Origin of the sequence: Rhizorhabdus dicambivorans (genome assembly GCF_002355275.1) — a bacterium.
GTDB classification, from domain to species: domain Bacteria; phylum Pseudomonadota; class Alphaproteobacteria; order Sphingomonadales; family Sphingomonadaceae; genus Rhizorhabdus; species Rhizorhabdus dicambivorans.
On the sequence record NZ_CP023449.1, the window covers coordinates 3,396,504 to 3,419,530 of the forward strand.

General features: G+C 59.2%; 20 protein-coding genes, 4 pseudogenes and 1 other annotated feature. Of the genes and pseudogenes, 13 read left to right on the plus strand and 11 right to left on the minus strand.

Going from position 1 to position 23,027, the window contains the following annotated elements:
* Window positions 1-440 precede the first annotated feature (440 nt).
* Window positions 441-806, minus strand: a pseudogene (locus CMV14_RS15990) (transposase); the annotation flags it as partial.
* A 110-nt stretch (window positions 807-916) separates the two neighbouring features.
* Here CMV14_RS15990 and CMV14_RS15995 point away from each other — a divergent pair.
* The 4 genes and pseudogenes from CMV14_RS15995 to CMV14_RS27015 form a co-directional block, all read left to right on the plus strand.
* Window positions 917-1,318 (plus strand): hypothetical protein, encoded by a 402-nt coding sequence (locus CMV14_RS15995; protein WP_139114792.1) that lies wholly within the window; start codon window positions 917-919, stop codon window positions 1,316-1,318.
* Between the two features lie 184 nt (window positions 1,319-1,502).
* Window positions 1,503-1,870, plus strand: a pseudogene (locus CMV14_RS26825) (transposase); the annotation flags it as partial.
* Window positions 1,784-1,913, plus strand: a sequence feature (AL1L pseudoknot). It overlaps the preceding pseudogene by 87 nt.
* 87 nt (window positions 1,914-2,000) lie before the next feature.
* Complete coding sequence (locus tag CMV14_RS27010; protein ID WP_238147323.1) at window positions 2,001-2,405, plus strand: hypothetical protein; 405 nt, start codon at window positions 2,001-2,003, stop codon at window positions 2,403-2,405.
* A pseudogene (locus tag CMV14_RS27015) lies at window positions 2,335-2,652 on the plus strand (ATP-binding protein); the annotation flags it as partial. The gene CMV14_RS27010 and the pseudogene CMV14_RS27015, both read left to right, overlap by 71 nt.
* A gap of 295 nt (window positions 2,653-2,947) precedes the next feature.
* On the opposite strand, the gene CMV14_RS16005 reads toward CMV14_RS27015, so the two are convergent.
* The 3 genes from CMV14_RS16005 to CMV14_RS16015 all read right to left on the minus strand — a co-directional run bounded on the left by CMV14_RS16005 (window position 2,948) and on the right by CMV14_RS16015 (window position 6,102).
* Window positions 2,948-4,666, minus strand: coding sequence for a TonB-dependent receptor (locus tag CMV14_RS16005; RefSeq protein WP_096367766.1), 1,719 nt, complete (start codon window positions 4,664-4,666; stop codon window positions 2,948-2,950).
* Between the two features lie 70 nt (window positions 4,667-4,736).
* Window positions 4,737-5,300: a TonB-dependent receptor plug domain-containing protein gene (locus CMV14_RS16010; protein WP_096367767.1), complete on the minus strand. Its 564-nt coding sequence runs from the start codon at window positions 5,298-5,300 to the stop codon at window positions 4,737-4,739.
* 160 nt (window positions 5,301-5,460) lie between these two features.
* Window positions 5,461-6,102: an Lrp/AsnC family transcriptional regulator gene (locus tag CMV14_RS16015; protein ID WP_202820857.1), complete on the minus strand. Its 642-nt coding sequence runs from the start codon at window positions 6,100-6,102 to the stop codon at window positions 5,461-5,463.
* Between CMV14_RS16015 and CMV14_RS16020 the strand changes: the two genes are divergently transcribed.
* Genes CMV14_RS16020 through CMV14_RS16035 form a run of 4 tightly spaced genes read left to right on the plus strand, consistent with a single transcriptional unit; the run spans window position 6,086 to window position 9,953 of the window.
* The gene (locus tag CMV14_RS16020; protein ID WP_139114838.1) at window positions 6,086-7,039 is read left to right on the plus strand and encodes an HpcH/HpaI aldolase/citrate lyase family protein; all 954 of its coding nucleotides are present in this window, start codon (window positions 6,086-6,088) and stop codon (window positions 7,037-7,039) included. The two genes, CMV14_RS16015 and CMV14_RS16020, sit on opposite strands and share 17 nt — an antisense overlap.
* Complete coding sequence (locus CMV14_RS16025) at window positions 7,036-8,229, plus strand: MFS transporter (protein WP_066970170.1); 1,194 nt, start codon at window positions 7,036-7,038, stop codon at window positions 8,227-8,229. Before CMV14_RS16020 ends, CMV14_RS16025 begins: the two co-directional genes overlap by 4 nt.
* Complete coding sequence (locus CMV14_RS16030) at window positions 8,217-9,212, plus strand: bile acid:sodium symporter family protein (protein WP_066970172.1); 996 nt, start codon at window positions 8,217-8,219, stop codon at window positions 9,210-9,212. Before CMV14_RS16025 ends, CMV14_RS16030 begins: the two co-directional genes overlap by 13 nt.
* Before the next feature lie 3 nt (window positions 9,213-9,215).
* A complete protein-coding gene (locus CMV14_RS16035) occupies window positions 9,216-9,953 on the plus strand; it encodes an HD domain-containing protein (protein WP_066970175.1) in 738 nt (245 codons plus the stop codon).
* A 45-nt stretch (window positions 9,954-9,998) separates the two neighbouring features.
* Here CMV14_RS16035 and CMV14_RS16040 read toward each other — a convergent pair whose 3' ends face one another.
* Window positions 9,999-11,222: a cytochrome P450 gene (locus CMV14_RS16040; RefSeq protein WP_176489164.1), complete on the minus strand. Its 1,224-nt coding sequence runs from the start codon at window positions 11,220-11,222 to the stop codon at window positions 9,999-10,001.
* Window positions 11,223-11,335: 113 nt separating this feature from the next.
* Window positions 11,336-12,274 carry a transcriptional regulator FeaR gene (gene feaR / locus CMV14_RS16045; RefSeq protein ID WP_066970187.1) on the minus strand — a complete coding sequence of 313 codons (939 nt, stop codon included), beginning with the start codon at window positions 12,272-12,274 and terminating at the stop codon, window positions 11,336-11,338.
* 94 nt (window positions 12,275-12,368) lie between these two features.
* Between feaR and CMV14_RS16050 the strand changes: the two genes are divergently transcribed.
* The 5 genes and pseudogenes from CMV14_RS16050 to CMV14_RS16070 all read left to right on the plus strand — a co-directional run.
* Window positions 12,369-12,929, plus strand: a complete 561-nt coding sequence (locus tag CMV14_RS16050) for a TetR family transcriptional regulator (protein ID WP_176489163.1) — start codon at window positions 12,369-12,371, stop codon at window positions 12,927-12,929.
* A gap of 73 nt (window positions 12,930-13,002) precedes the next feature.
* A complete protein-coding gene (locus CMV14_RS16055; protein ID WP_176489162.1) occupies window positions 13,003-13,860 on the plus strand; it encodes an SMP-30/gluconolactonase/LRE family protein in 858 nt (285 codons plus the stop codon).
* Window positions 13,861-13,896: 36 nt separating this feature from the next.
* A complete protein-coding gene (locus CMV14_RS16060; protein ID WP_066970195.1) occupies window positions 13,897-15,525 on the plus strand; it encodes a GMC family oxidoreductase in 1,629 nt (542 codons plus the stop codon).
* Window positions 15,526-15,645: 120 nt separating this feature from the next.
* On the plus strand, window positions 15,646-15,807 hold the full coding sequence (locus tag CMV14_RS27180; protein WP_238147306.1) for a Rieske 2Fe-2S domain-containing protein: 162 nt from the start codon (window positions 15,646-15,648) through the stop codon (window positions 15,805-15,807).
* A pseudogene (locus CMV14_RS16070) lies at window positions 15,804-16,121 on the plus strand (ATP-binding protein); the annotation flags it as partial. The gene CMV14_RS27180 and the pseudogene CMV14_RS16070, both read left to right, overlap by 4 nt.
* Window positions 16,122-16,522: 401 nt before the next feature.
* Here the strand turns inward: CMV14_RS16070 and CMV14_RS16075 are convergent.
* The 5 genes from CMV14_RS16075 to istA form a co-directional block, all read right to left on the minus strand.
* Window positions 16,523-18,757 (minus strand): TonB-dependent receptor, encoded by a 2,235-nt coding sequence (locus CMV14_RS16075; protein ID WP_066970334.1) that lies wholly within the window; start codon window positions 18,755-18,757, stop codon window positions 16,523-16,525.
* 650 nt (window positions 18,758-19,407) lie between these two features.
* Entirely contained in the window at window positions 19,408-20,199 is a 792-nt protein-coding gene (gene hpaI, locus CMV14_RS16080) for a 4-hydroxy-2-oxoheptanedioate aldolase (RefSeq protein ID WP_066970331.1), read from the minus strand.
* On the minus strand, window positions 20,196-20,630 hold the full coding sequence (locus CMV14_RS16085; protein ID WP_408014333.1) for an FAA hydrolase family protein: 435 nt from the start codon (window positions 20,628-20,630) through the stop codon (window positions 20,196-20,198). Before CMV14_RS16085 ends, hpaI begins: the two co-directional genes overlap by 4 nt.
* 91 nt (window positions 20,631-20,721) lie before the next feature.
* Window positions 20,722-21,480, minus strand: a complete 759-nt coding sequence (gene istB / locus CMV14_RS16090; protein WP_066970376.1) for an IS21-like element helper ATPase IstB — start codon at window positions 21,478-21,480, stop codon at window positions 20,722-20,724.
* Window positions 21,477-22,973: an IS21 family transposase gene (gene istA, locus CMV14_RS16095; protein WP_066970373.1), complete on the minus strand. Its 1,497-nt coding sequence runs from the start codon at window positions 22,971-22,973 to the stop codon at window positions 21,477-21,479. The genes istB and istA overlap by 4 nt, the downstream gene beginning before the upstream one ends.
* Window positions 22,974-23,027 lie beyond the last annotated feature (54 nt).

Consider the following 23,027-nt stretch of genomic DNA (forward strand, 5'->3'; position numbering starts at 1 on the left):
ATAGCGCTCCCATGGGGATGGGAAGAAATAGAGCTTCGTACGTGCCCGGCGCCCAGGGCGCGTACACTATTGTTCCGGCTGATGCGGACGAGTTTGACGGTGTCAATTGGGCTTCTTCCGCCGCTGAATGCCCTCGGCACTGCCGGGAGCAGGCATGACCGAGCGGCGGTCACATGCTAAATTACACCATGATCTGTAATTTGCGGTAGCTCTGGCCGTTGTCCTTTGAGGGTTTCAAGGATCCGTCCGCACTCGCTGATCCCAGAGGGTCCGTGGGTGCTGTATCGGGTCTCAAAAGGCCGGACGTTGCGTTGAACTACAGCGGGCTAAGTAACCCATCACGTTCCTTCGCAGATCGTCCGTCCCTGCGTTCCTTCGCGGGACACCGCCGTCGGGTCAGCTCGAGAGCATCACCGCTGGCATCCGGATACTTCCGCATCTCAGGCCTCGAACAAGGTGCCATCGCGCAGCATGGTGTGCATGATGACGGCGAGCCTGCGGGCTAGCGCGACGCGGGCCTTCCGCAGGCCGTAGTGCTTCGCGATTTTGAGCGCCCGGCTTTTCAGCGCGAAGGTTTGGCGCGTACGCGTCAGGATCGAGTTGGCAGCTTCGTAGAGAAGCTTGCGGACCGTGCCATCGCCCTGCTTGGCGATCCGCCCCGTCCAGTCGAGCTCGCCCAACTGGTGCCGGCGTGGGACTAGCCCGAAGTAGGCGGCCGTCGCCCGCGATCGCTTGAACCGCCCTGCATCGTCGACCGCTGCGGCGAACGCGACGGAAGTCTGCACACCCACGCCTTGGATGCTCATCGGGGCCTAGCAGGCTGGAGAGGAAGTGCTGCCAGCGCAATGTTATCAATTTCGTAATGGGCTAACATTATCCATGCGCGGTCTCTTTCTCTTGATTCGGAATGGCCTGTATGAACGGCGGTGAGTATGTGGCGGAATGCGACATCCAGGCGCGTATCTTATCTTACAAAGTCTCCGGTTTTTGGAGCCCTGAACAAATCGACGCTTTCGGTTCGGCCTTAGCCGACGGCATCGAAACCATGCGGCGCGCTGGTATAGGGCAAAATGAATTCTCGGTTATCTCAGATCTTACCGAACTTGCCGTTCAATCACCCGATGCGGTGAAGCAATGGCGCTCGGTCATCGCCCGGTATGAGAGTAGCGGTAAGGATTGGTTAGTTGTAATTCCCAGAACCGGCCTGCTCGACATGCAAGCGCGCCGGGTCAGGCCTGCGGCCTCGCGGGTGTTTTCGACTACGGAAGAAGCGCGCGCATGGGTCATTAAGAACCGTCAAACCGCGCTCGCGACGTGACAAGGCCGGTTCGGCTGAACAAGCTTCGCATCGGCCGCAAGGACTTCAAGCACCATTTCATTGCTGCGCCAAAATCTCACTTGTGCGCATTATTGAGTGGTAGCAGCAAAAAAGATCATGCTAGGCTGCCCTGAACCGCCCCGAGTTTGCCGGAGGCTCCAGCTCCTGAGAAGGCGGAGCCTGTATGAGCAAGGCGACAAGCAAGTTTGCGCCGGAGGTCCGCGGGCGGGCGGTACGGATGGTGGTCGATCATGAGCGCGATTATCCCTCTCGCTGGGCAGCGGTGGTTTCGATCGCGGAGAAGATCGGCTGCGTGCCGCAGACGCTGCATGAGCGGGTGAAGAAGGCTGAGGTCGACAGCGCCAAGCAAGCCGGTGTCCCGACCGAGGTGGCCGACAAGCTAAAGGCGCTGGAACGCGAGAACCGTGAGCTGCGCCAGGCCAACGAGATATTGCGCAAGGCATCCGCATATTTTGCCCAGGCGGAGCTCGACCGCCCGTTCAAGCGATGATTGCGTTCATCGATGATCACCGCGAAATTTATGGTGTCGAGGCTTATCAGTTCGACTGGAGCCACGAGGATGTGGAGATCGCCGGCGAGCCGATGCGGGTGAAGGTGGCGCAAATGCGGCTGTGTGCATCGCGGGCGGTATATGTGCGCTTATCCTCGTGAGACGCAGGAGATGTTGTTCGACGCGTATGCGCGCGCGTTCGCTTTCTTTGGCGGTGTGCCGACCCGCGGCATCTACGACAGCATGAAGACTGCGGTGACGACAGTGTTCACCAGCAAAGAGCGGGTGTTCAACCGCCGCTTCCTGATCATGGCCGATCATTACATGGTCGAGCCCGTCGCCTGCTCGCCGGCGGCGGGATGGGAGAAGGGCCAGGTTGAGCATCAGGTTCCGACGATGCGCGGCCGCTTCTTTCAGCCCCGGCTACGGTTCGCTACCTTGGAAGAGCTCAACGGGTGGCTGGGGGCAGAGTGCCGACGCCGGGCCGAGCTGCACCCTCATCCCTGTGAACCGGCTCGAGGCGGAGGCCCGGATCGGCAAGGCAGGGACCTTGGCTGCCCAGTTCTCCCGGCTTGACCTCGTCGTCCTCGATGAGCTCGGCCATCTGCCGTTCGCCCGCTCCGGTGGCCAGCTGCTGTTCCACCTCGTCAGCAAGCTTTACGAGCGTACCTCGGTCATCATCACCACAAACTTGGCGTTCGGCGAGTGGCCGTCCGTGTTCGGCTATCCCAAGATGACGACGGCCATGCTCGACCGGCTCACTCACCACTGCGACATCGTCGAGACCCGCAATGACAGCTGGCGGCTACGAAACCGCAGCTAAACCCTCCCCCGCCCCTCCCCGCTGTTGAGCCGGTGGGTCCACAGAAATCTCCCACGGCCGTCACCGCCAGCGCTCGTGGCGGCGCGCGGCGACGGCCGCAGGTCTCTCCTATGAACTACCGGGACAACAGCCTTCCATCAGAAAAGGGAGTCGCTCTTGGACACCGATTTGGGGTTCCAATTCGACGCCTATCTACCCACAGATCTGCAATACAAGCGCCGAATGCAGACCATCTTTTTCCAAAAAATTAGGCGCTGATCGTGACCGACCTGCACCTCCAGCCTCTCGTGATAGATTATCCCTTGATCGAGAACTGCAAGGCGATGGCGCGTGGGCGGTCGGGCAGTGCATAGACAGCAGACGAATTTGTGACCTGCTGGCGGAAGCCGGAGGTCGCCACATTCGATAGATTCTTGCCGATGACCGACAGCATCCAACGTTCGTTGCTCGGGCCTACGCCAAGGCGCAGATCAAATTTGGCGTAGCCCTTTTGCGTCAAAAGCGGATCGGCAGTTGCACTCTCGAAAAATTTCGAACTGAAATACATCACCGGATCGATGTGCAGGCGATAGTCGCTGGCGACAGGCAACGAGATATTGGCGGCGATGTTGCCGCTCCATTTCGGAGCATAAGGCCGCCGCTTGCCGCTCAAATCCTGCCGGCACGTCGTCGACAGAAAGTTCCCCAGCACAGTGCAGGCGCCATTGGTGTAGGTGGTGTACTTCGAATCAAGTCCGGCAACGTCTGCGCTGAGCGTGAATTCAGTAGAAACCCGGCAGCTCGCGCTCACCTCGACACCCTGCGAACGCGATTTCGCAGCATTCTGCACCAGCGAGATGATGGTCCCGGCATTGGAGATGACGATCGTCGATTCCTGGAGGTTACTGTAGTCGCTACGGAACACCGCGGTGTTGAGCGTCAATCGGCGATCGAGGAAGCGGCTTTTCATGCCAACCTCGTACGCGTTGACCGTCTCGGGCTCGAACGAGTTTGCGAGCGAAGCAGCGCTATACCCGCCAGCTTTGAAGCCTTTGGAGTAAGTCGCGTAAAGCATCACATCTTTCGCAGCATCATACTGGATGCCGGCGGACGGCATGAATTTGTCGTCGGTCCGCTTGAGCTGGGCAAACTGACCCAGATCGGCGCCTAGGATGCCAGCATAGACATTGAGCGTTGGCGAAGTGAATGGGACATAGGTCGACGGTACAGCGCCGGTTGATGTGCCGAGCGTGACGTCGCGGACGGCTTCCTTGTGGATGTTCGAGTAGCGCGCACCAAGGTTGATGCGGACGCGCGCGATCGGGCGAACCGTCAGCGAAGCAAAGGCCGACAAAGTGCGGTCGTCCTCATGCAGCTTCGGGCTGCCAGTGACCTGGGTCGCTGCGTTCGTAGTTCCAAGCGGGCTGAAAGCGCCGAAGGGCAGGAAAAAGAAGCCTACGTAGTTGTAATTGTAGAGGTGAGAGTTCGAGTAGTAGCCACCGAACATGTATTCGAACGTGCCGCCGGTTTGCGGCTGATAGCGCACTTCCTGGCTAAACTGATGAAAACGCTCGCCCAGATAGACCGGCGATCCTTGATTGCCGCCGACCGCGCCCGGCAGAGGCAGCGGGATCGGTTGTGTGAGCGCGTTGACCTTCTGGTTTATGTACCCGGTGATTGCTGAGAGGGTACCGGGCCCGACGTCGAGCGCGTTTGTCGACGACGCCTCCCAGAAATTCACGTTCGCAAAGTTCTTCGGAGAGACGCTCTCATATCCAAGGGATGTGTAGGGACGGCCGCCTGCTGCGAGGTACGAACCGCAGCTTTTCGCCGCTGTTTCAACGATGGGCGCGCTTACCGGGCAGCCGGTCAATACAAACGAATATGCGTTGTTCACGCGCGACCGAAAGTAGTCGATCCGATTGTCCGATCGGAACGAGCTGGTCGGTTCCCAGCGAGCGGAAATGCGCCCCTGACCCGTGCGTTCATGCGGACCATTTTGATCGAGTGCGCGGTTGTAAACGTAGCCGTCCATGCCTGCGACGCGGCCTGCGACACGAAAGGCCAGGGTGTCGCTGGCGGGAAGATCGACGCCCGCCTCGACGTTATACTCGCCGTCCTCGAAAGCGTAGAGGGCGCTCGCGTTGTAGCCAATGCTCTGTCCCAGGCTTGCGTGTCGTGATGTTCAGGGCGCCGGCGATCGCATTCGCGCCGAAGAACGTCGTTTGCGGACCCTTCAAAACCTCGACCTGGGCGACGTCGAATAAAGCTGCACGCGCTGACATCGAGCGACTGCGATAGACGCCGTAAACGAACGTGGCGACCGACTGCTCGAAGCCAGCATTCTGGCCCGAGCCCACGCCACGAATGTTGATCTGGTTGACCAGCGAACCTGTCGTGATTTTCACATCCGGAAGGCGGGTCGCAACATCCTCGAGGGAGTTGAGGTTCTGGCGCTTTAGCGCTGCGCCATCGACGACCGACACGGCTACCGGCACGTCCTGAAGGCGCTGGGTGCGGCGCTGCGCGGTCACAATGATTTCGCCATCATTTGCAGGCGCCGGTGTCGCGGTTGGGACGGCGTCTTGCGCCATCACCGGGCAAGAGCACACCAGCGCCAAGGCACTCGCACCTGTTGCCAGAGCAGCGTAGCGTCCAATCCGCTTCATATAACCTCCCCTTAGCGCCACGCAGGGCGCGAATACGTTATCAGATCGTTTGTAGGGGTAGCTGCGCCGCGCGTGATTGAGCGCTTGCGCCAATTATTTGCGAATCCGCGACACGGTGCCCGATTGGTCTACGCCAATTTGAAGCTCGTCGAGGATGGAGTCACGCTGTGATCGGCACCGCGGTGGTCTCTTTGATCGTTTCCAAAACGAAGGTCGTTCGTGTGTCCTGCACGCCGGGCAGTCGCAGAATCACATTTTGAGCGAGCTGGCCGTAAGAAAGCATGTCGGCAGTGACGACCTTCAGCAGGAAGTCAAATTGTCCCGCCGTAACGTAGCAGCCGACGATCGCAGGCTCACGCAGTACCGCTTCGCTGAAGCGCTCTATGATGGGCTCGCCAGGAACTTGGGGCACCTTAACTTCCACGAACGCCAACAGGCCCTGCCCAACAGCAACGCGATCGAGAATCGCGGTATACCCTTTGATCACACCACTATCTTCTAACTGTTTCAGCCGGCGCAGGCATGGGCTTGGTGACATCCCGATTTGCTCGGCGAGTGCCACGTTGGAAATGCGACCGTTTTGTTGAAGACGGTCGAGGATTTTGCGATCGAGAGCCCCCAAGGTCATAAACTGCTCCAAAGCACCGGCGGCGTCACCATATTGTGACCGTACGTGGCCGAATGTGTGACCATTTAGACAGGAAATGCCTGCCGGTTCAGCATAAAATGCTGACGACAGCTGTTGTAGCGCCGGAAAATTTCGGCGGCATAGCAAGGCAATCGCATTGGCCGCGTCGATCACCGGCGTGGCTTGGCAAATGATCAAGGGGAGAACGCCAATGCTGCGTCGGACGACAATTTTCATTCCGGGAACGATGGACGAAGCGGCTATCCGATCGCGCATCAGCAGCTGCGGCGCGGATCTCATTTGCCTAGATCTTGAAGATACGGTGCATCCGTCGCGTAAAGCGGAGGCTCGCGAGCTAATCGTTCGCTTGCTGGCGGAGGATATATGGGGCCGTGCGGCTCGCGCGGTGCGTATCAACGCGATGTCGGGCGACTTCGCCGAGGACGACGTTCGCACGGTCGTCGGCCAAGCTGGTCAATTTATCGACACGCTTTTGCTCTCCAAGCCGGAGACCGTTGAGGAGATTCTGCGCTTAGATAGCTGGATCGAGGAGATCCGAGCCGATAAGGGGTTTGCCAACCAGATTGGCTACATCGTCGGGATCGAGTCGGCCTACGCGCTCACCAACATCGACACGCTTGCCTCTTGCTCACCCAATGTTGAAGCATTGGGCTTTGCGATCGGTGATCTGAGCGTTTCGCTTCACGTAAATATCGGCGCCTATCTCCAAGACCGGTCTAAATACCCGGGCGACCTTTTCCACTTTCACCGCGCTCGGATCATTCTTTCAGCGCGGACTTACGGGTTGTGGGCAATGGATGCGCCGTGGCCGATCATCAATGATCATGCGACCCTCAGCGAAGACGCACGCTGGGGCATGATGATGGGCTTTGACGGAAAGCTCGTGTTGGCGCCAGAACAAGTCCGCACCGTCCACGAGGCCTATCGGCCGAGCGAGGGCGAAGTGGCCTACGCGCGTGATGTGCTCGTGAAGATGGAGGCCTTCAATCAAGCCGGCGAAGGTTCGGGTATGTCGGGCGAGACTTTCTTGGACCCGGTCGTCATCGAGCCAGCCAAGCGGACTATCGCGCGCTTTGAGGCGCCGCTGTGAGAAATGTCTACGGGGTCATAGCGCTATGCTCCCTGGCCACCTTTTTCGATGGCTATGACATTCAAGCGCTTGGCCTCGCGATACCGGGCATCGCGGAGGATTATGGAGTTGAGCCCCATAGTTTGACCATCGCCGTAAGTGCGTCGCTGGTTGGGACGGCGCTTGGTGCGGCGCTCCTTGGCCCCCTGGGCGACCGATACGAACGTAAGCACATGCTGGCCGCATTTCTGCTGCTGGTCGGTCTCACTAGCGTGGGGGTGTCTCTTTCGCATGGCACGACACCGCTCGCCGCTTGGCGGTTCGCTTGCGGCCTCGGCATGGGCGCAATCGTACCGATTGCGATAGCCATTGTGTCCGAGGTGGCCCCGCCTTCCAAACGCACGGCGCTCATTACGGCCATGATCGCCTGCCAGCCCTTGGGCTCACTTTGTGCTGGATTTCTGAGCGCCGCGATCGAGCCTGTCTGGGGTTGGCGCGGCATATTCGGCGCCGGCGCAATCACCACGCTTGGCGCCGGTGTTTTGGTTTCCCTTGTGATGCCGCGTTTCTCTGACGCGAGCCGCTCGGTCGATTCTAGCGCGCGCACCGCATCCTTAAGAGCGCTGTTCACGCCGGATTTCCGCGCGGTGACGCTGCTCATTTGGGCGACCTTTTGTCTTAATTTGTTCGTCGCTGCATCAATGATTAGCTGGCTTCCAACCCTGCTCGGCGAAGCGGGCTGGGAAAGAGGAGACGCTCAGCGGGCAACCGGGCTTCTGGCGCTGGGCGCGATGGGCGGAAGCGTGTTTTTCGCGTGGCTCATCGACCGCGGTCTCGTCGCGCGTAGCCTCGTCACCTGCTTCATCGCGACGGCGGCGCTGTTCACCTTATTTGCCGTCGGGCCGGCATCTCGCGGCTTTTGGCTCGTGCTGATCACTCTGGTGGGCGCGGGGGCTATCGGCGGACAGATGGCGCTGGGTAGTTTTACGGCCAATATCTACCCTAACGCGATCCGTGCCACCGGCATCGGATGGTCAAGCGGCGTGGGACGTTTTGGCTCCATCATCGGGCCTATCGTTATGGCGGCCATGCTTGCGGCGCACGCGCAGCCGACGATGATCCTGGCCCTACTGATGGTGCCGATGCTGCTTTGCGCGCTCGGCGTCTTTTTGTTGATCCAGCGTGCCGGAGTATTGAAATGCGTCGGCTGATCCCCGATCCGTTCATCATCGCGCTTTTGAGCGCGGTTGGGCTCGCTGTCTTCCTTCCAGCGCGCGCAGGTTTCGCCGGCATCGTCGACGAAATCACAACGGCCGCGATCGTATTGCTGTTCTTTTTGCACGGGGTGCACCTCCCGCGCCAAGCGGTGATGTCGAGCCTTGTTCACTGGCGGCTCCACAGCGCGATCCTGGCTGCAACCTTCGTCATATTTCCGCTGCTCGGTCTGGCGCTTTCAAAGCTGCTCGGCCCGCTCTTGCCGGCGCCGCTATGGCTCGGCGTTCTGTTTCTTTGCGTGCTTCCATCAACGGTACAGTCGTCGATAGCCTTCACCTCGATCGCCAAAGGCAACATTCCTGGAGCGGTGGCAGCCGCCACGCTTTCCAATCTGGCAGGCATTGTGTTGACGCCGCTACTCGCGTCGCTCCTTCTTAAATCTCAAGGGCCTGGATTTTCGCTTTCGAGCGTAAGCAAGATTTTTTCCGAGTTGCTGCTTCCCTTCATCGTCGGCCAGGTGATGCGCATTTGGCTCGCAGAGTGGGCGACGCGTCGTAAGAAGCTTCTTTCGCTGACGGATCGATCCACCATCCTGCTCGCCGTCTATTCGGCTTTCTCGGGCGTGATCGTGAGCGGCATGCTGCACGGCCTCGCGTGGTCGACCCTCGGCTCCTTGATAGCCATCTGCGCCTTGTTACTCGCGCTTATCCTGCTGATTACGTTGTTCGGAAGCCGTTCGCTTGGCTTCGATCGCGCAGACGAAATCGCCATCGTTTTTTGCGGATCCAAGAAGACCCTTGCGAGCGGCATTCCGATGGCTCGCGTTCTTTTTGCCGGGCCGACACTCGGCGCGGTCGTTGTCCCCCTCATGCTCTTTCACCAGCTTCAGTTGATGGTCTGCGCTTGGTTGTCGCGCCGCTACGCGCGATCGACAGCGGCATCGGCTGCGGCTCCTCCTACTGCTTTTGCAAAGGTCTGATTTATGTGCGGTCCGGAAGAAGAAGCCTACCCGCAGGAAGGGCGTCTCCGCCAAATTTACCCGTCTCCCGTAGGATGGAGAGGCACCGATCGCACCGACGACGAGCCCGAACTGCTTGCCCGTCTCGGCCCCGACGCGGTAATGATGATGGGCGACAATCCCGCGCTGCCGCGGATGCCCAAAAAGCCGAAGCTACTCGACTTTTTCCACCTTCGCTTTGGCGACATGGCCTTCCGCCATCTGCTCATCAGCGGGCAGCGCGCGATGGAAGGCGGCATGGATGAGAAGGTGATCCTTGCGTGCCTCCTGCATGACATTTCAAACGGCTGCCTTGTGCGCGTCGATCACGGCTACTGGGGTGCCCAAATGGTCGCGCCCTACGTCGACGAAGAGGTCGCTTGGGCGATCAAATATCACCAACCTCTGCGGTATTTTGCGGATGAGAGCGTGGGCTATAAATATCCGGAAAGTTACCACCGCTTCTTCGGCGAGGACTATGTCCCGCCGGAATATATCCGGCGCGATGCCGAGCGCGCGAAGGCGCACAAATGGTACATGACGTCGCGTTTAGTGACGCTGTACGACATCTATTTCTTTGATCAAGGACCGGTGCCCGACCCCGAAATTTTCACCGATATTATCGGTCGCAATTTCCGCGAGCCAGAGGAAGGGCTCGGCTTCGACGATAGCCCCGCATCACACATGTGGCGGACAATGATTTGGCCGAATAATTTTCTTTGAAATGAAGGTGAGGGCCGACCGGCCCTCACCTTCGCCGGACTATGCTTAGTGGGTTCGACGGACCGGCAACGTTTTGAGACCGAGCATAGCCGGGAGTTGGAGATCAACGTCACGCGTCGTCTGCTCCAGTTCGATGCCGGGCAAGGCGCTAAGCAGCGCGGGGATTGCGACGTGGCCCACCATTCTCGCCAGCATATTCCCGACGCAAACATGCACGCCGCCGCCGAATCCGATATGCGGATTAGGGTTACGCGTGATGTCAAACTGCTCCGGGTTCTCAAAACGATCTGGATCACGGTTGGCGGCCGCGAGCACCGGGACGACATAATCGCCGGCTGCGATCGACTGGTCCCCAAGCGTCGTATCGCGCAGAGCGCGTCGGCTGTTGGTGACGACGACAGCGCCCGCGTAGCGGACTATTTCCTCGAACGCCGTTCGAACCAAGGCCGGCTCGCTGTGCAGCATCCGCACTTGGTCGGGATGTTCCAGCAATAGCTGCAAGCCGACCGAGATCGCCGTTTTGGTCGTGTCGGTGCCACCCGCCAATAGAATCGCGAGCGTAACCGCCATCTCTCTAAGCGAGATCGGATCTTCCGAATTCTCCTGGGTTGCGACCAGCTCACTGATCAGATCGACCTGAGGATTTTCGCGCCTGCTCGCGATCAAAGACTCAATGTAGGATACGAGAGCCGCTAACGCGTCATCGGCTTCTCGTAGTACCTCTGCTGTCGGCGGGGTGGGCGATAGCAGTCGGAATTGAGGCGCCAGCCACTCAAAGAACTTGCCCTGATCTTCGTTCGGGACACCAAGAAGTGAACAAATCACATCAGCGGGAATGCGTGCGGCATAGTCCGCTACCAGGTCGAAACGCTCACGCTTTTCCAGGTCGGAAATCCGTGCCGCCACAAGCGCTTCGACATGCGCCTTGCTTCGGTCGAGCACGCGGACAGAGAAGCTTCGCTGCACCTGGGAGCGGATGCGGGTATGTTGAGGCGGATCCATATTTGATAGAGCATCAGCTAGGAATTGCAGGGATGCACTCCCTTCGAATGCCGGCGATTTGCGGAGGAGGTCGGGGGCGCCGAAATCTGCGGAGCGCATCGCCTCCTGGCAATCTCTGTAGTTCAGCAAATAGAGCATGCCGCTATCTGCGTCGTGCCAGGTAGGCGTGATTGAGCGCATGTGGCTGAAAAGCCGGTGCGGGTCCTGCTTTCCTTCGGGCGTCGTAGACATCCGCAGGATCGCTTGAGGATCGTCGGGATATTCCATCAGTCTCTCCGATTGCATTCCCGCGCATCATGCGAGCGAGCGCGTCGGAAAACTTGTCCCTCGCTGCCAAGATTAGGCCGTTGAGCGCGGTTCGTCGGGGCGTGCAGCATTCACTAGTGCGTCAGCGCGGCGCGCCGGTATTCGCGCGGTGGTACGCCGAACTCCTTGCGGAATAGGCGGCTGAAATGCGCGGAGTCATTGAAGCCCCAGGCATACGCAATTTCGGTAATCGAGCGTTCGCGGTAGCTCGGGTTGCGAAACTCGTTCGCGCATCGCTCGAGGCGGCACTGGCGGATCCAGTGCGAAACCGATTCACCTTTCGTGCTGAAAATGCGGTGCAAGCGCCGCTCCGATACACCGATTGCCGACGCGATCGTTCGCGGATTGAGCATCTCGTCGCCAAGATGCGCCATGATGAAGGTTTTGACCTTCTGCGCCGATTCGGATTCGGCTTCCACGGGCGCCTCCTTGGTAGCGGCCGAGTCCTGCCATCCATTTGCCAGCAGAGCCAAAAAGGCAGTGACCAGGATGTTGCCTTGTTCCTGACTAAAGCAATCGGCGGGCCCAAACGCCGAGCCCACCAGTGAGTGAAGAAGGTAGCTCGTCGACGCCGGAAGCTTTCCGCCAAACCTGCCCTGCCAGCCGCCGGCCGCATCGGACAAGCTGTCCTTCGGAACATGAACGCAAATCTGGGAATTCCGCTCAAAAAGGTTGATCTCGAACGGCGCACCGGCGTCGATCAATGTGACGTCGCCAGGAAGCAGGCTGGTACGACGATCGAATTGCGTCAGCTGGGCGGTGCCCGACAGTTGAAGAAGAACGAAGCCGTCATCCGATTGCGACCGCATCGCCTGCGTATCGGTCCTATATACTCGCCGCAGCGACTGACTGAGCCGCGCGCAGGCAAGAGAGCCGATTCGCCTGAGCTGCAGATTAGCTTCGCTGTCCGGGCGATCGAATTCGAGCTGGAACTCGCCGCAATGCGAAAAAACCGCCTCTCGCCATTCGTTCACTCGCCTCGACGGCGCAAAGTCGCGGGTGCTGAAATACATTGTCATATCCTCGCCAACCCGCCCCATCTCCGTGAGGCTCCATCTTCCTTAGCAGTGCTAAGCTATGTAGAAATGCGAATCAAGTCAGATGGGAGTGAGCATCATCGACAAGGGGGAGATCGTCCGGGCCGCGCTGGATATTTTGCGCGTTCAAGGGCTCGATGCGGTGAGCACTCGCAAGCTCGCCGAGGTGCTAAAGGTCCGGGGTCCGGCCCTTTATCATCACTACAAAAATAAGCAGGAGCTGCTGGGGGACATGGCGAATGCCATCGTTTCAGTTCCAGTCGCGAGTATCGATCCATCCTTGCCATGGGACGCTTGGAGCGCTGCCTTCGCCGTAGCAGTCCGCAAGGCGATCCTGCCTTACCCAGATGGGGCTCGGTTGCTGATTGCTGCTTGGCCCAGCAATGAAATGCGTGAGCAGACGATTCCGCGAATCGAGGCTCCGCTGATCGCTGCCGGCTTCAATCCTGAACGCTCTCACGAGGTCACCTTTCTGATCGCGAGTGCGGTGATCGGATGGATGCTCAATGAGCAAAATCCGCGCATCCGGGAGTTCATGGAGCAACGGTTTGACCTCGAACACGCATTCGTTCGCGCTGTCGAAACCATTCTGGACGGCATCCGGAGCCAAATGCTCGAAGGTCGTTCCTAGCCAAGTTTTTGGCAGGCAAGCGCAAGCCGTCGCCGCAGTCGTGAGGCAGTGTCACCGCAGAGAGGATAGCTTCATGAATGTAGCGTTTTTCGGCGAACACCGCCTGGTGGTGGGGGAAAGTCCGATCTGGGATGTCGATACCCAATCGCTTTTGGCGGTCGATATTGTCGGCAAGAAGGTGATTGAGTTCGACCCATCGGGCATTGCGTTTCTCAAACTCGACACTCCTGACATTGTCGTTGCAGCCACACGTGATCGGACTTCCCGGCTCATGTTGGTGATGGGCGATGGGCTGTTTGTTCAAGACGAGGCAGCAGGCACGTTTGAGAAGATTGCCACCCTTCCGCAGCATGAAGGCGCCCGGCTCAATGATGCGAAGATTGACAGGCAGGGACGATTTGTCGCGGTCGGGGCGGATGCGGCCATGCAAAAGCCGTTGGGCGTATTGTTTCGCGTCGAGCATGACGGCTCTGTCGACATGATCGCTGACGGCTTCACGTTGGGGAACGGCCCATGCTGGTCGCCCGACGGGTCCAAACTCTACATCGCCGACAGCGTTGCGAAGCAGATTTATGCGTACGACTACCCAACCAGTGGTCCACTCGGCGAGCGAAGCCTCTTCGCCGATACGACAGATTTGGGTGGCATTCCCGACGGCGCGACTGTTTCTGCCGATGGTAGCCTCTGGGTCGCTCTGTGCGGCGCAGGGAAGGTCGTTCGCTACGATCCGGACGGAAATATACAGCAAACTATCGAGATGCCGACGGCATGGGTGTCGAGCGTCATCTTCGGCGGCCCGGCTTTAGATCGCATCTATGTGACTTCCCTGGACCCTGTCGTCGTTGGGGTTCCAGGCGATGAGCATTGCGGGCGGCTCTTCGTCATCGAAGGCGAAGGCGCAACCGGCATCGCCGAGCCACGAGCATTCTAAGGCCGCCGGCCACGAAATGAGAGTTGGGAAGCTGCGATGTCGAGTTGGGATTTTATTGTCGTTGGCTCTGGATCGTCAGGGTCGGTTGTCGCCAATCGATTGAGCGCCACCGGCGCGGGTCGCGTTCTCCTTCTTGAGGCAGGCGCGAGTCATCGCCGCGATCTGCGCTTCAAAATTCCGCTCGCCGGCTTCAGTATGCGGATGCACCCGAAGTCCTCATGGCGCCTCGAAGGCGAGCCCGAACCGGCATTGTATGGTCGCCGGCTGGAGATCCCGCGCGGTAAAGGCCTCGGCGGTAGCTCGCTAATTAACGGTGCCGTCTACAATCGCGGTAACCCGAACGATTTCGAGCAATGGGCCTCGCAAGGTTTGCCAGGGTGGGATTACGCTTCGGTCGTCCCCTATTTTCGGCGCGTCGAAAATCATTGGAAGGGAACATCGTCGTATCACGGCGTTGCCGGGGAGGTCGCCGTGAGGCGCCCCCAGATCGAAAACCGCTTCACGCGCCGGGCTTTTGAAGCGGCCCGCAATATGGGCTACTCGGTCACGGATGATGTCGCTGGCCCCGATCCCGAGGGTTTTCACGTCCCCGATTTTAATGTTGATGACCGCGGGCGCCGCGCGACGACGGCGGCCGCTTTTATCGAGCCAATCCGCAGCCGCTCATCCCTGGACATCGAAACGGAGGCGCAGGTTCTGCGCGTAATCGTCGAAGGCGGGCGAGCGATAGGCGTCGAGTATATGCAAAGAGGCGAGCGCAAAATCGCTCACGCCGATCGCGACGTCGTGCTTTCGAGCGGCACGTTCGGCTCGCCCCAGCTCCTCCTTCTTTCCGGAATTGGACCGGCTGATCACCTTCGCGATGTAGGAGTGAAGATCGTGCACGACCTGCCTGGCGTCGGGCAAAACCTGCACGATCAGCCTGCCGCGATCTTTGAGGTGAAAACCAAAGAGCCGGCTTTCCATCGCACGTTTCGTGCTGACCGATTCGCGATGCAGATCGCGCGCTGGTTTCTGGGCATGCGCAATGAACTGAGCGCGATGCCGGCAATTGCAGCCGCCAATATGCGGACGACCCAAGGCGCGACGGGACCTGATATGCGTTTCATGATCAGCGCCCTAAGCATCAGCAACACGGTCTGGTTTCCCGGCATCAAGAAGGGCGCGGGCGACTTTATGATGGCGATGTATGCGCTTCCTCATCCGCGCAGCCGCGGCACGGTGACGCTGCGCTCATCCAACCCCATCGAGCCGCCGAAGATTCTCTATAATCTTCTCACCGATCCTTGGGATCTCGACGAGATGCGGCGCGGGCATAAGCTGATGCGCGAGTACCTCGCCCAGCCTGCCCTGTCCTCTGTTGTCGGTGAGATTACGCTGCCGCCAGTCTATCTCGGCAGTGACGACGCGATCGACGAATTTAATCGCCGAGCCAGTTTCACGACCCAGCATCCGGGTGGCACCTGCAGAATGGGCGTTGATGACGATGCGGTTGTGACCGGCGACTGCCGTGTACGAGGCCTCGAGGGGTTGCGGGTGGTGGACCTCTCCGTGCTGCCTGTACAAATCTCGGGCAACCCCAACGGCACGGCTATCATGCTCGGTGACAAAGTCAGTGACGCGATCCTAGGGCGACCGGCGCTGGCGCCGATCAGTGGTTACTGAGCCTTCGCGAGAATTTGCCGCATGAGCTATGTCCGCAACGCCTGGTACGTCGCTGCCTAGTCGCACGAAATCGAACCGAACAACTCGTTCACGATCACGATCCTAAACGATCGCATAGTCATCTGGCGCAGCGAGCCCGGTCAGCTCCATGGGCTGCAGGATCGCTGCGATCATCGGCTGGCGCCCCTGTCGCTTGGTCGATGCGAAGGCGAGCGTCTGCGCTGCATGTACCATGGCCTGCTCTTTGAACCGGACGGCCGGGTTGTTGAGATTCCGGTGTGAACCGGCTCGAGGCGGAGGCCCGGATCGGCAAGGCAGGGACCTTGGCTGCCCAGTTCTCCCGGCTTGACCTCGTCGTCCTCGATGAGCTCGGCCATCTGCCGTTCGCCCGCTCCGGTGGCCAGCTGCTGTTCCACCTCGTCAGCAAGCTTTACGAGCGTACCTCGGTCATCATCACCACAAACTTGGCGTTCGGCGAGTGGCCGTCCGTGTTCGGCTATCCCAAGATGACGACGGCCATGCTCGACCGGCTCACTCACCACTGCGACATCGTCGAGACCCGCAATGACAGCTGGCGGCTACGAAACCGCAGCTAAACCCTCCCCCGCCCCTCCCCGCTGTTGAGCCGGTGGGTCCACAGAAATCTCCCACGGCCGTCACCGCCAGCGCTCGTGGCGGCGCGCGGCGACGGCCGCAGGTCTCTCCTATGAACTACCGGGACAACAGCCTAACATCAGAAAAGGGGGTACCTCTTGGACGCCGATCTGGGGTCCCAGTTTGACGCCTATTTACGCACCACGCTGGAAGGATTTCAGTGTCTGGAGCACGCTAAAACCGCTTGGCGAAACGCTTCGATTAGTGAGTGATGCGCCGACTTGGGCATCTGCGCTCTCCTCTAAGACGTTATCATCCAGGCATCCCGCGAAAGGAAGCCTGGACGATATCCAGCATGGCCTAGCTTAACGAGACCGAACGATAATACAGGCGTCGCTATGACTTAAAACTTCGTCCCGACCGTTACGCCATAGGTTCGCGGGGCGGCATAGCTGACGCGCTGGACGTAGCGGCCGCCGCCCACGGCGTTGATACCACGTACGTTTGCGACGGCCTCGTTGCTGAGGTTATTACCCCATAGCGAAACAGACAAACGCTTGTTCTCAGACGTCCATTTGATTGAGGCATTGACCAGACTGTAGGCCGGTTCCCGAAGCAGATTATCGGGCTCGTGAAAATAGCCACTATTGTAATAGTAGCTCACGTTGAAATTGACATCGCCTTGCGCCAACGGGACGAGGTAATTTGCCGTCGCGCTCAGGGTGCTTTTCGGACTCAGCACTGTCGTATTGCCACTCGCGTCCCCGATCGTCTGATTGTAGCCGCCGGTCGGATTAGGCGTAGATATCAAAGCACCGGGAAATGCGTCGTAGCGACCGTGAGTGAATTGGTATCCGATGTTTAGGCCCAACGCCGAAGTGATCTGCGTTTGCAGTTCAGCCTCGAACCCGTAAATGGTCGCCTTGCCTCCGTTGTAGATTCCGGTCGCACCATTGATAGCACGCTGCACCTGCACGTTGGTATAGTCATAATAAAATCCAGCACCATTCAACCGGACATGCCGATCGAAGAGGGTGGTTTTTAGACCGACTTCATAAGCGTCAAGCTGCTCGGGCGCGAATGCCGGAAGGGTCAGACTGCTAGTATTGTAACCGCCACTTTTGAAGCCTCGGTTATACGACGCATAGACCAACGCTTGGTTCGTGATCTGATAGTCTAATGCGAAGCGCCACGTCAGCTTGTTGAAGCGCACCGATGTCGGGAAGGTCGGCAGATCGATCGTCTGTGTGCCATTCGCAAGGAAATTGATATTCATCGCGTCGACAAGCCGGCGCTTCTCGCTGGTATACCGCAATCCGGCTGTAAAGTTTAAGCCAGACAAAATGGTAATCGTTCCTTGGCCAAAACCCGATATAGAATCCGTCTTTTGCGCGCCCGTGGTGTTAAACCCCGTGAACCCGGCTACCCCTGGCACATAGGTAAGAGTGCCAAAGGTGTCAGGATATGCCGAGTTGGCATTGAAATAATAGGCACCCAATACCCACTTGAACGCGTCCCCCTTGGGGGAGAGCAGTTGTAGCTCTTGTGAGAACTGCCGATCGGTCTGGGTTTGCTGGAAAATCCGGCCACGGCGTTCTGTGTAATCCGCATCGACGCCAAAGCTCATGGCTGTCCTGCGATATGCCGTAATGCTCGCCATCTGGATGCCGCTAAAATCATGGTCAATGCGTAGGCTTGCGCCGCCGGTGGCCACATCATCGTAGGATGGGAAGTCAACATCCGTGTCCCACGGGCTGCCACCATAGGCCGGGCCATAGGGCGCGGGTATGGTAGAACCCGGAGCAATCCGCTGCTGATTCATGCTGTCCCGATAATCCGTATAATCGAGAATGAGACGCATTTCGGTTGCAGGGTCGGGCCGCCACAACACTTTCGACCGAACGGCGATATTATGATCTATCTTATAGACGTCCTTACCGGTCAAGAAGTTCTTGCCATAGCCGTCGCCCATCGCGCCGCCCTGAATCGCAATGTCTGCCGTCAACCCATTTGCGATCGGCCCAGTTACGTACAAATCGCCTTTAAAGGTCTTATAGTTTCCATACGATGCATCAGCCTCGACACCGAACGTATTCTTCGGGTCTCGGGTGGTAACCTGGATCAGGCCACCCGTAGCATTTCTCCCGAACAACGTGCCCTGCGGCCCTTTCAAAATCTCGACCTGGGCGACATTGTTAAAAGTCAGGATGTTCGCCGTTGCATTGGCATAATACACCCCGTCCACATAAAATGCGATAGGTGATTCAAAACCGGCGCCAGTGCCTTTGGATCCAACGCCTCGGATGATGGGCAGGGCGTACCCGTTGTTCGATTGAACCTCGACACCGGGCGCAATCATCTTGAGATTTTGGACGTTCGAAATCCCGCTGTTCGAGAGCTGTGCAGCGGTTGCCACGGCAACTGCAATCGGAACCTTTTGAAGATTCTCGGACCTGCGCTGCGCGGTCACAACGATCTCTTCTACCGCAGATCCAGCCGATGGGTTGCTCGCGCCTGCCGGGGTCGCCGGTGCAGCACTTGGGGCCGGAACGGCCTGTGCATGGGCCGCGCTGCCCACCAAAGCCGCGACAATCGCCAGCTGAGACACCAAAAAATTGCGGCATGAGAACGTTTCCATAAATCCCTCTCCTGAATCGTTTTTTATCTTCCTCTCCCAACAAAACTTAAGTTAGAGAGGTGGTCACTATTCGTAAATACTTCACTACAACACTGAATTAAGAGTGGGGCTGCTTTTCGGATATTCTGGGCGATTAGAGAATACCTAGCTTTATTCGGCCCCATCCCAAGAAGTTGCCGAAAGTAAGCTTCTCAAAAAGGCCCGGGCAGCGCCCCCTCTTTTACCGTAAACCGCGTTTCCAACCTTTCGAAGCCGGCCGCAGCATCCCTTATGCGTGACTTTGACACAAACAGGAAAACCGCGACGACGTTAAGGCCCATTCCAGGAAATATATCGTTTCCAGAAAGGCGTGGTCTCGAAGGCCGGATCGGCCGCCGGGACCGCTGCCGGGTTCGATACCGGGAGCCAAAGGGAGATCTCGGTCGAAACGGTCTGAGCTAGGAAAAGCACATTCACGAAGCGAGGTTTAAGGATACAAACTGAGCTTAAGCAGCGACGCCGTTAGGCTGCGCGATCGACCTGCTCGCCCAGATTGTAAGCGCGACTTCAAGCAATGCTACGGTCCCACGTAGGGCGACGCACGCTTCAGACCGGCGATCGTGTGACGCGCCGACCCAGTCATCGAGCCGCGTCACTCTGACCGTTCGGGTTCAATAAACGCCACTCGCTCGATCCGCAGAAGCCTCGTGTCGGTTGAAGTCTCGCGCCAATCCCTCGGCGCCTCGCGCCAGAAGTGTGACATCGGTACCTACGGCCACAAAGGTCGCTCCGAGTTCAAGATACCGTTTTGCGAGCTTCGCATCGGCCATGAGGATGCCTGCCGCCTTCCCTGCGCCGATAATCGCGCCGATGGCAGCTTCAATCGCCGTTTGCACCTCGATGTGGCTGGGATTGCCTAGATGCCCGAGCGCGGCTGCTAGATCCGACGGTCCGATGAAGACTCCGTCTACTCCGTCTGGCACCGCGATCTCCAAAAGATTCTCCAAGCCGAGCTTCGTCTCCACTTGCAGCAAGAGGCAGAGATCGTCCGAGGCCGAATGCAGATATCCGGGCGTTCTGTTCCAACGGCTCGCCCGTCCGATCGCTGAGCCGACGCCGCGAATGCCTGCTGGGGGGTACCGCGTCGCTTGAACCAGATATTTGGCCTGTTCGCCTGTCTCAACCATGGGAATGAGCAGCGATCGAGCGCCTATATCCAGATATTGTTTGATGAGCGATGCGTCGCCAATCGGTGCGCGCACAACGGGCTCGACCGGGTAAGCGGCAACGGCCTGAAGCTGCGACAAAAGCAGCGGTATGTCGTTCGGACCATGCTCGCCATCCAGCAAAAGCCAGTCGAATCCCGCGCCTGCGCATATCTCGGCCGTGTAGGCATTGGCCAAAGCCTGCCACAGCCCAATTTGAGCCTCGCCAGCACCAAGCGCTTTCTTAAACCTGTTCATACGAAACGAAACCCGACCGAGCCAAGGGACCCATAATCGATGTGGAACGTGTCGCCCCGATTTGCAAAAACGGGTGCGGTAAACGACCCGCCCAAAATGATTTCGCCCGCCTTTAGGAACTCGCCATGGGGTGCAAGCCGGTTGGCAAGCCACGCTGGACCATTTGCGGGGTGGTTCAACACCGCTGCCGCCACACCCGAATCCTCGATCACAGCGTTGCGATAGAGCAGCGCCGAGACCCAACGCAGGTCGACATCGCCGGGCCGTATCGGCCGCCCGCCCGTGACGAAACCCGCATTTGCGGCGTTATCGCTGATCGTGTCGAAAATCTTGCGCGTAGCGTTCGTCTTTGGATCTGTACGCTGTATCCGCGCATCAATGATCTCGATAATGTCAACGGCGGAGCAATTTCCGGCCACCGGGCGGAGCAAAAGTCGGCCACCCTTGCGCCCGGCTGAGACCGCCGTGAGGGCGTAGCCCGAGCGGGGTCTCAGCCGGGCGCGGCGATTTTTTTGAAAGGTTTCAGCCAGCCTTTCGGGCGCGGCTTTGGGCGAGACGATAGCTGTCGCCGTTCATTTCGAGAATGTTGACGTGGTGGGTGATGCGATCGAGCAGTGCGCCGGTCAGTCGTTCTGATCCCAAGGTTTCGGTCCATTCATCGAAAGGCAGATTGCTGGTGATCAGGGTGGCACCGCGCTCGTAACGCTGGGAGATCAGCTCGAACAGCAATTCCGCACCGGTCTTGGAGAGCGGCACGAAGCCCAGTTCGTCGATGATCAGCAGCTTGTAGGCGGCCATCTGCTTCTGGAAGCGGAGCAGACGCCGCTCGTCTCGAGCCTCCATCATCTCGCTGACCAGGGCCGCCGCCGTGGTGAAGCCGACGGATAAGCCTTTCTGGCAGGCGACCAGGCCGAGGCCGAGCGCGACATGCGTCTTGCCCGTGCCGCTGGGACCGAGAGCGATGACGTTCTCGCGGCGCTCGATCCATTCACATCTGGCCAGTTCCAGCACCTGTATCTTGTTGAGCTTGGGGATGGCGGCAAAGTCGAAGCTGTCGAGGCTTTTGACGACCGGGAATTTGGCCGCCTTGATCCGCCGTTCGACCTTGCGGCGATCGCGCTCGATCATCTCCCGCTCGGCAAGCCGGAAGAGGTAGCCGACGTGATCGACGTCCTCGGTTGCGCAGAGTCGGGCCAGCTTTTGGTGCTCGCGCTGGAAGGTCGGCAGCTTGAGGGTCTTGAGATAGTGGGCGAGCAGGATGTCAGGTGCTTCGGTGCTCATGCCGCCTCTCCCGCATCAGACGACAGGAGGCGCATATACGCCTTCGCCGAGGTCTTCTCGACCGTCGCCCTCGGAAGGTACGGATAGATCGACAGGTCCAATCGCGGCGGTCGGCGTTCTACGCGGCACAGGATCAGATGCTTGACCGCATCGAAGCCGATCGCGCCGAGCTGAAGGGCCTGCCTTACCGCCGCATGCAGGTCGGCAAGCTCGAAGCTTTCCAGCAGACGGAGAACCTGGACGTATTCCCGCCGGCCATGCTTTGCCATGCGGCCTTCCATCAAACGGCGCAGCGTGGCGAACTCGTCCGGCAGATCCCAGCCCTGCAATGGAGCTGCCTGATCCAGCGCATTGATCTTCTGCTCGATCAGCGGCAGGTAATGGACGGGGTCGAAGACGATGTCTTCCCGTTCCCAGCTCCGGGGATGGCGGGCGATGATCTCACCACGGCAACCGATCACCACCTGATCGACATAGCCCCGGACCCAGACGTCTTGATGACCGTAGGCAACCGGCACGGAATAGTCGTTCGTTTTGTAGCGCACCAGCGATTGGGCTGTCACAACAGCGCTGGTCTGGTCGCAGGCATCAAACGGCGACGCCGGCAAGGGACGCATGGCGGCAAGATCGCGCTGCAGCCGTTCGCCGATCGTCTCGTTCTCGCCGCGTAGCTTATCGCGCTGGCGCTTTCGGCACTGCTCCTCCAGAAAATCGTTGAACGCATCCCATGTCGCAAACTGCGGGATCGGCACCATAAAGTTGCGCCGGGCATATCCGACAAGACCCTCCACATTCCCCTTGTCATTACCCTTTCCCGGACGGCCATAGCGATCGCGGATCAGGTAGTGGGACAAAAAACCGCTGAACAGCGCTGCCCGCTTGCGCGTGCCGTCGGGCAGGATCTTCGCCACAAGGCAACGGTCGTTGTCGTATACGATCGACTGCGGCACGCCTCCGAAGAAGGCAAACGCATGGATGTGGCCGTCGACCCAGGCCTCGGCCACCGCCGCCGGATAGGCCCGCACGTAGCAGCCGTCGCTATGCGGAAGATCGAGCACGAAGAAGCGCGCCTTCTGCTCGACGCCGCCGATCACCACAGTCGCCTCGCCAAAGTCGGCCTGCGCATGGCCGGGAGGATGCGACAGCGGCACGAACACCTCCCGGCGGCGCTGATCCCGCTCGCGCATGTAGTCCTTGATGATCGTGTAGCCGCCGGTGAACCCGCATTCGTCGCGCAGCCGGTCGAACACCCGCTTGGCAGTATGCCGCTGCTTGCGCGGCACCTTCATATCCTCGTCGAGCCAATGCTCGATCGTCGAAACGAACGCATCCAGCTTCGGCCGCCGGATCGGTGATCGCCGCTGATAGCCGGGCGGTATCGAATACGACACCATCTTGGCGACGCTGTCGCGAGATATGTTGAAATGCTTTGCTGCCTGGCGCTGCGTCATCCCTTCGGAGACAGCCAGGCGAACCTTCAGATATAGTTCCACGGTGTAGATCCCCTGTCCCTCCTGCCGTCATTGCAGAAAGGAAATAGGTGGCCG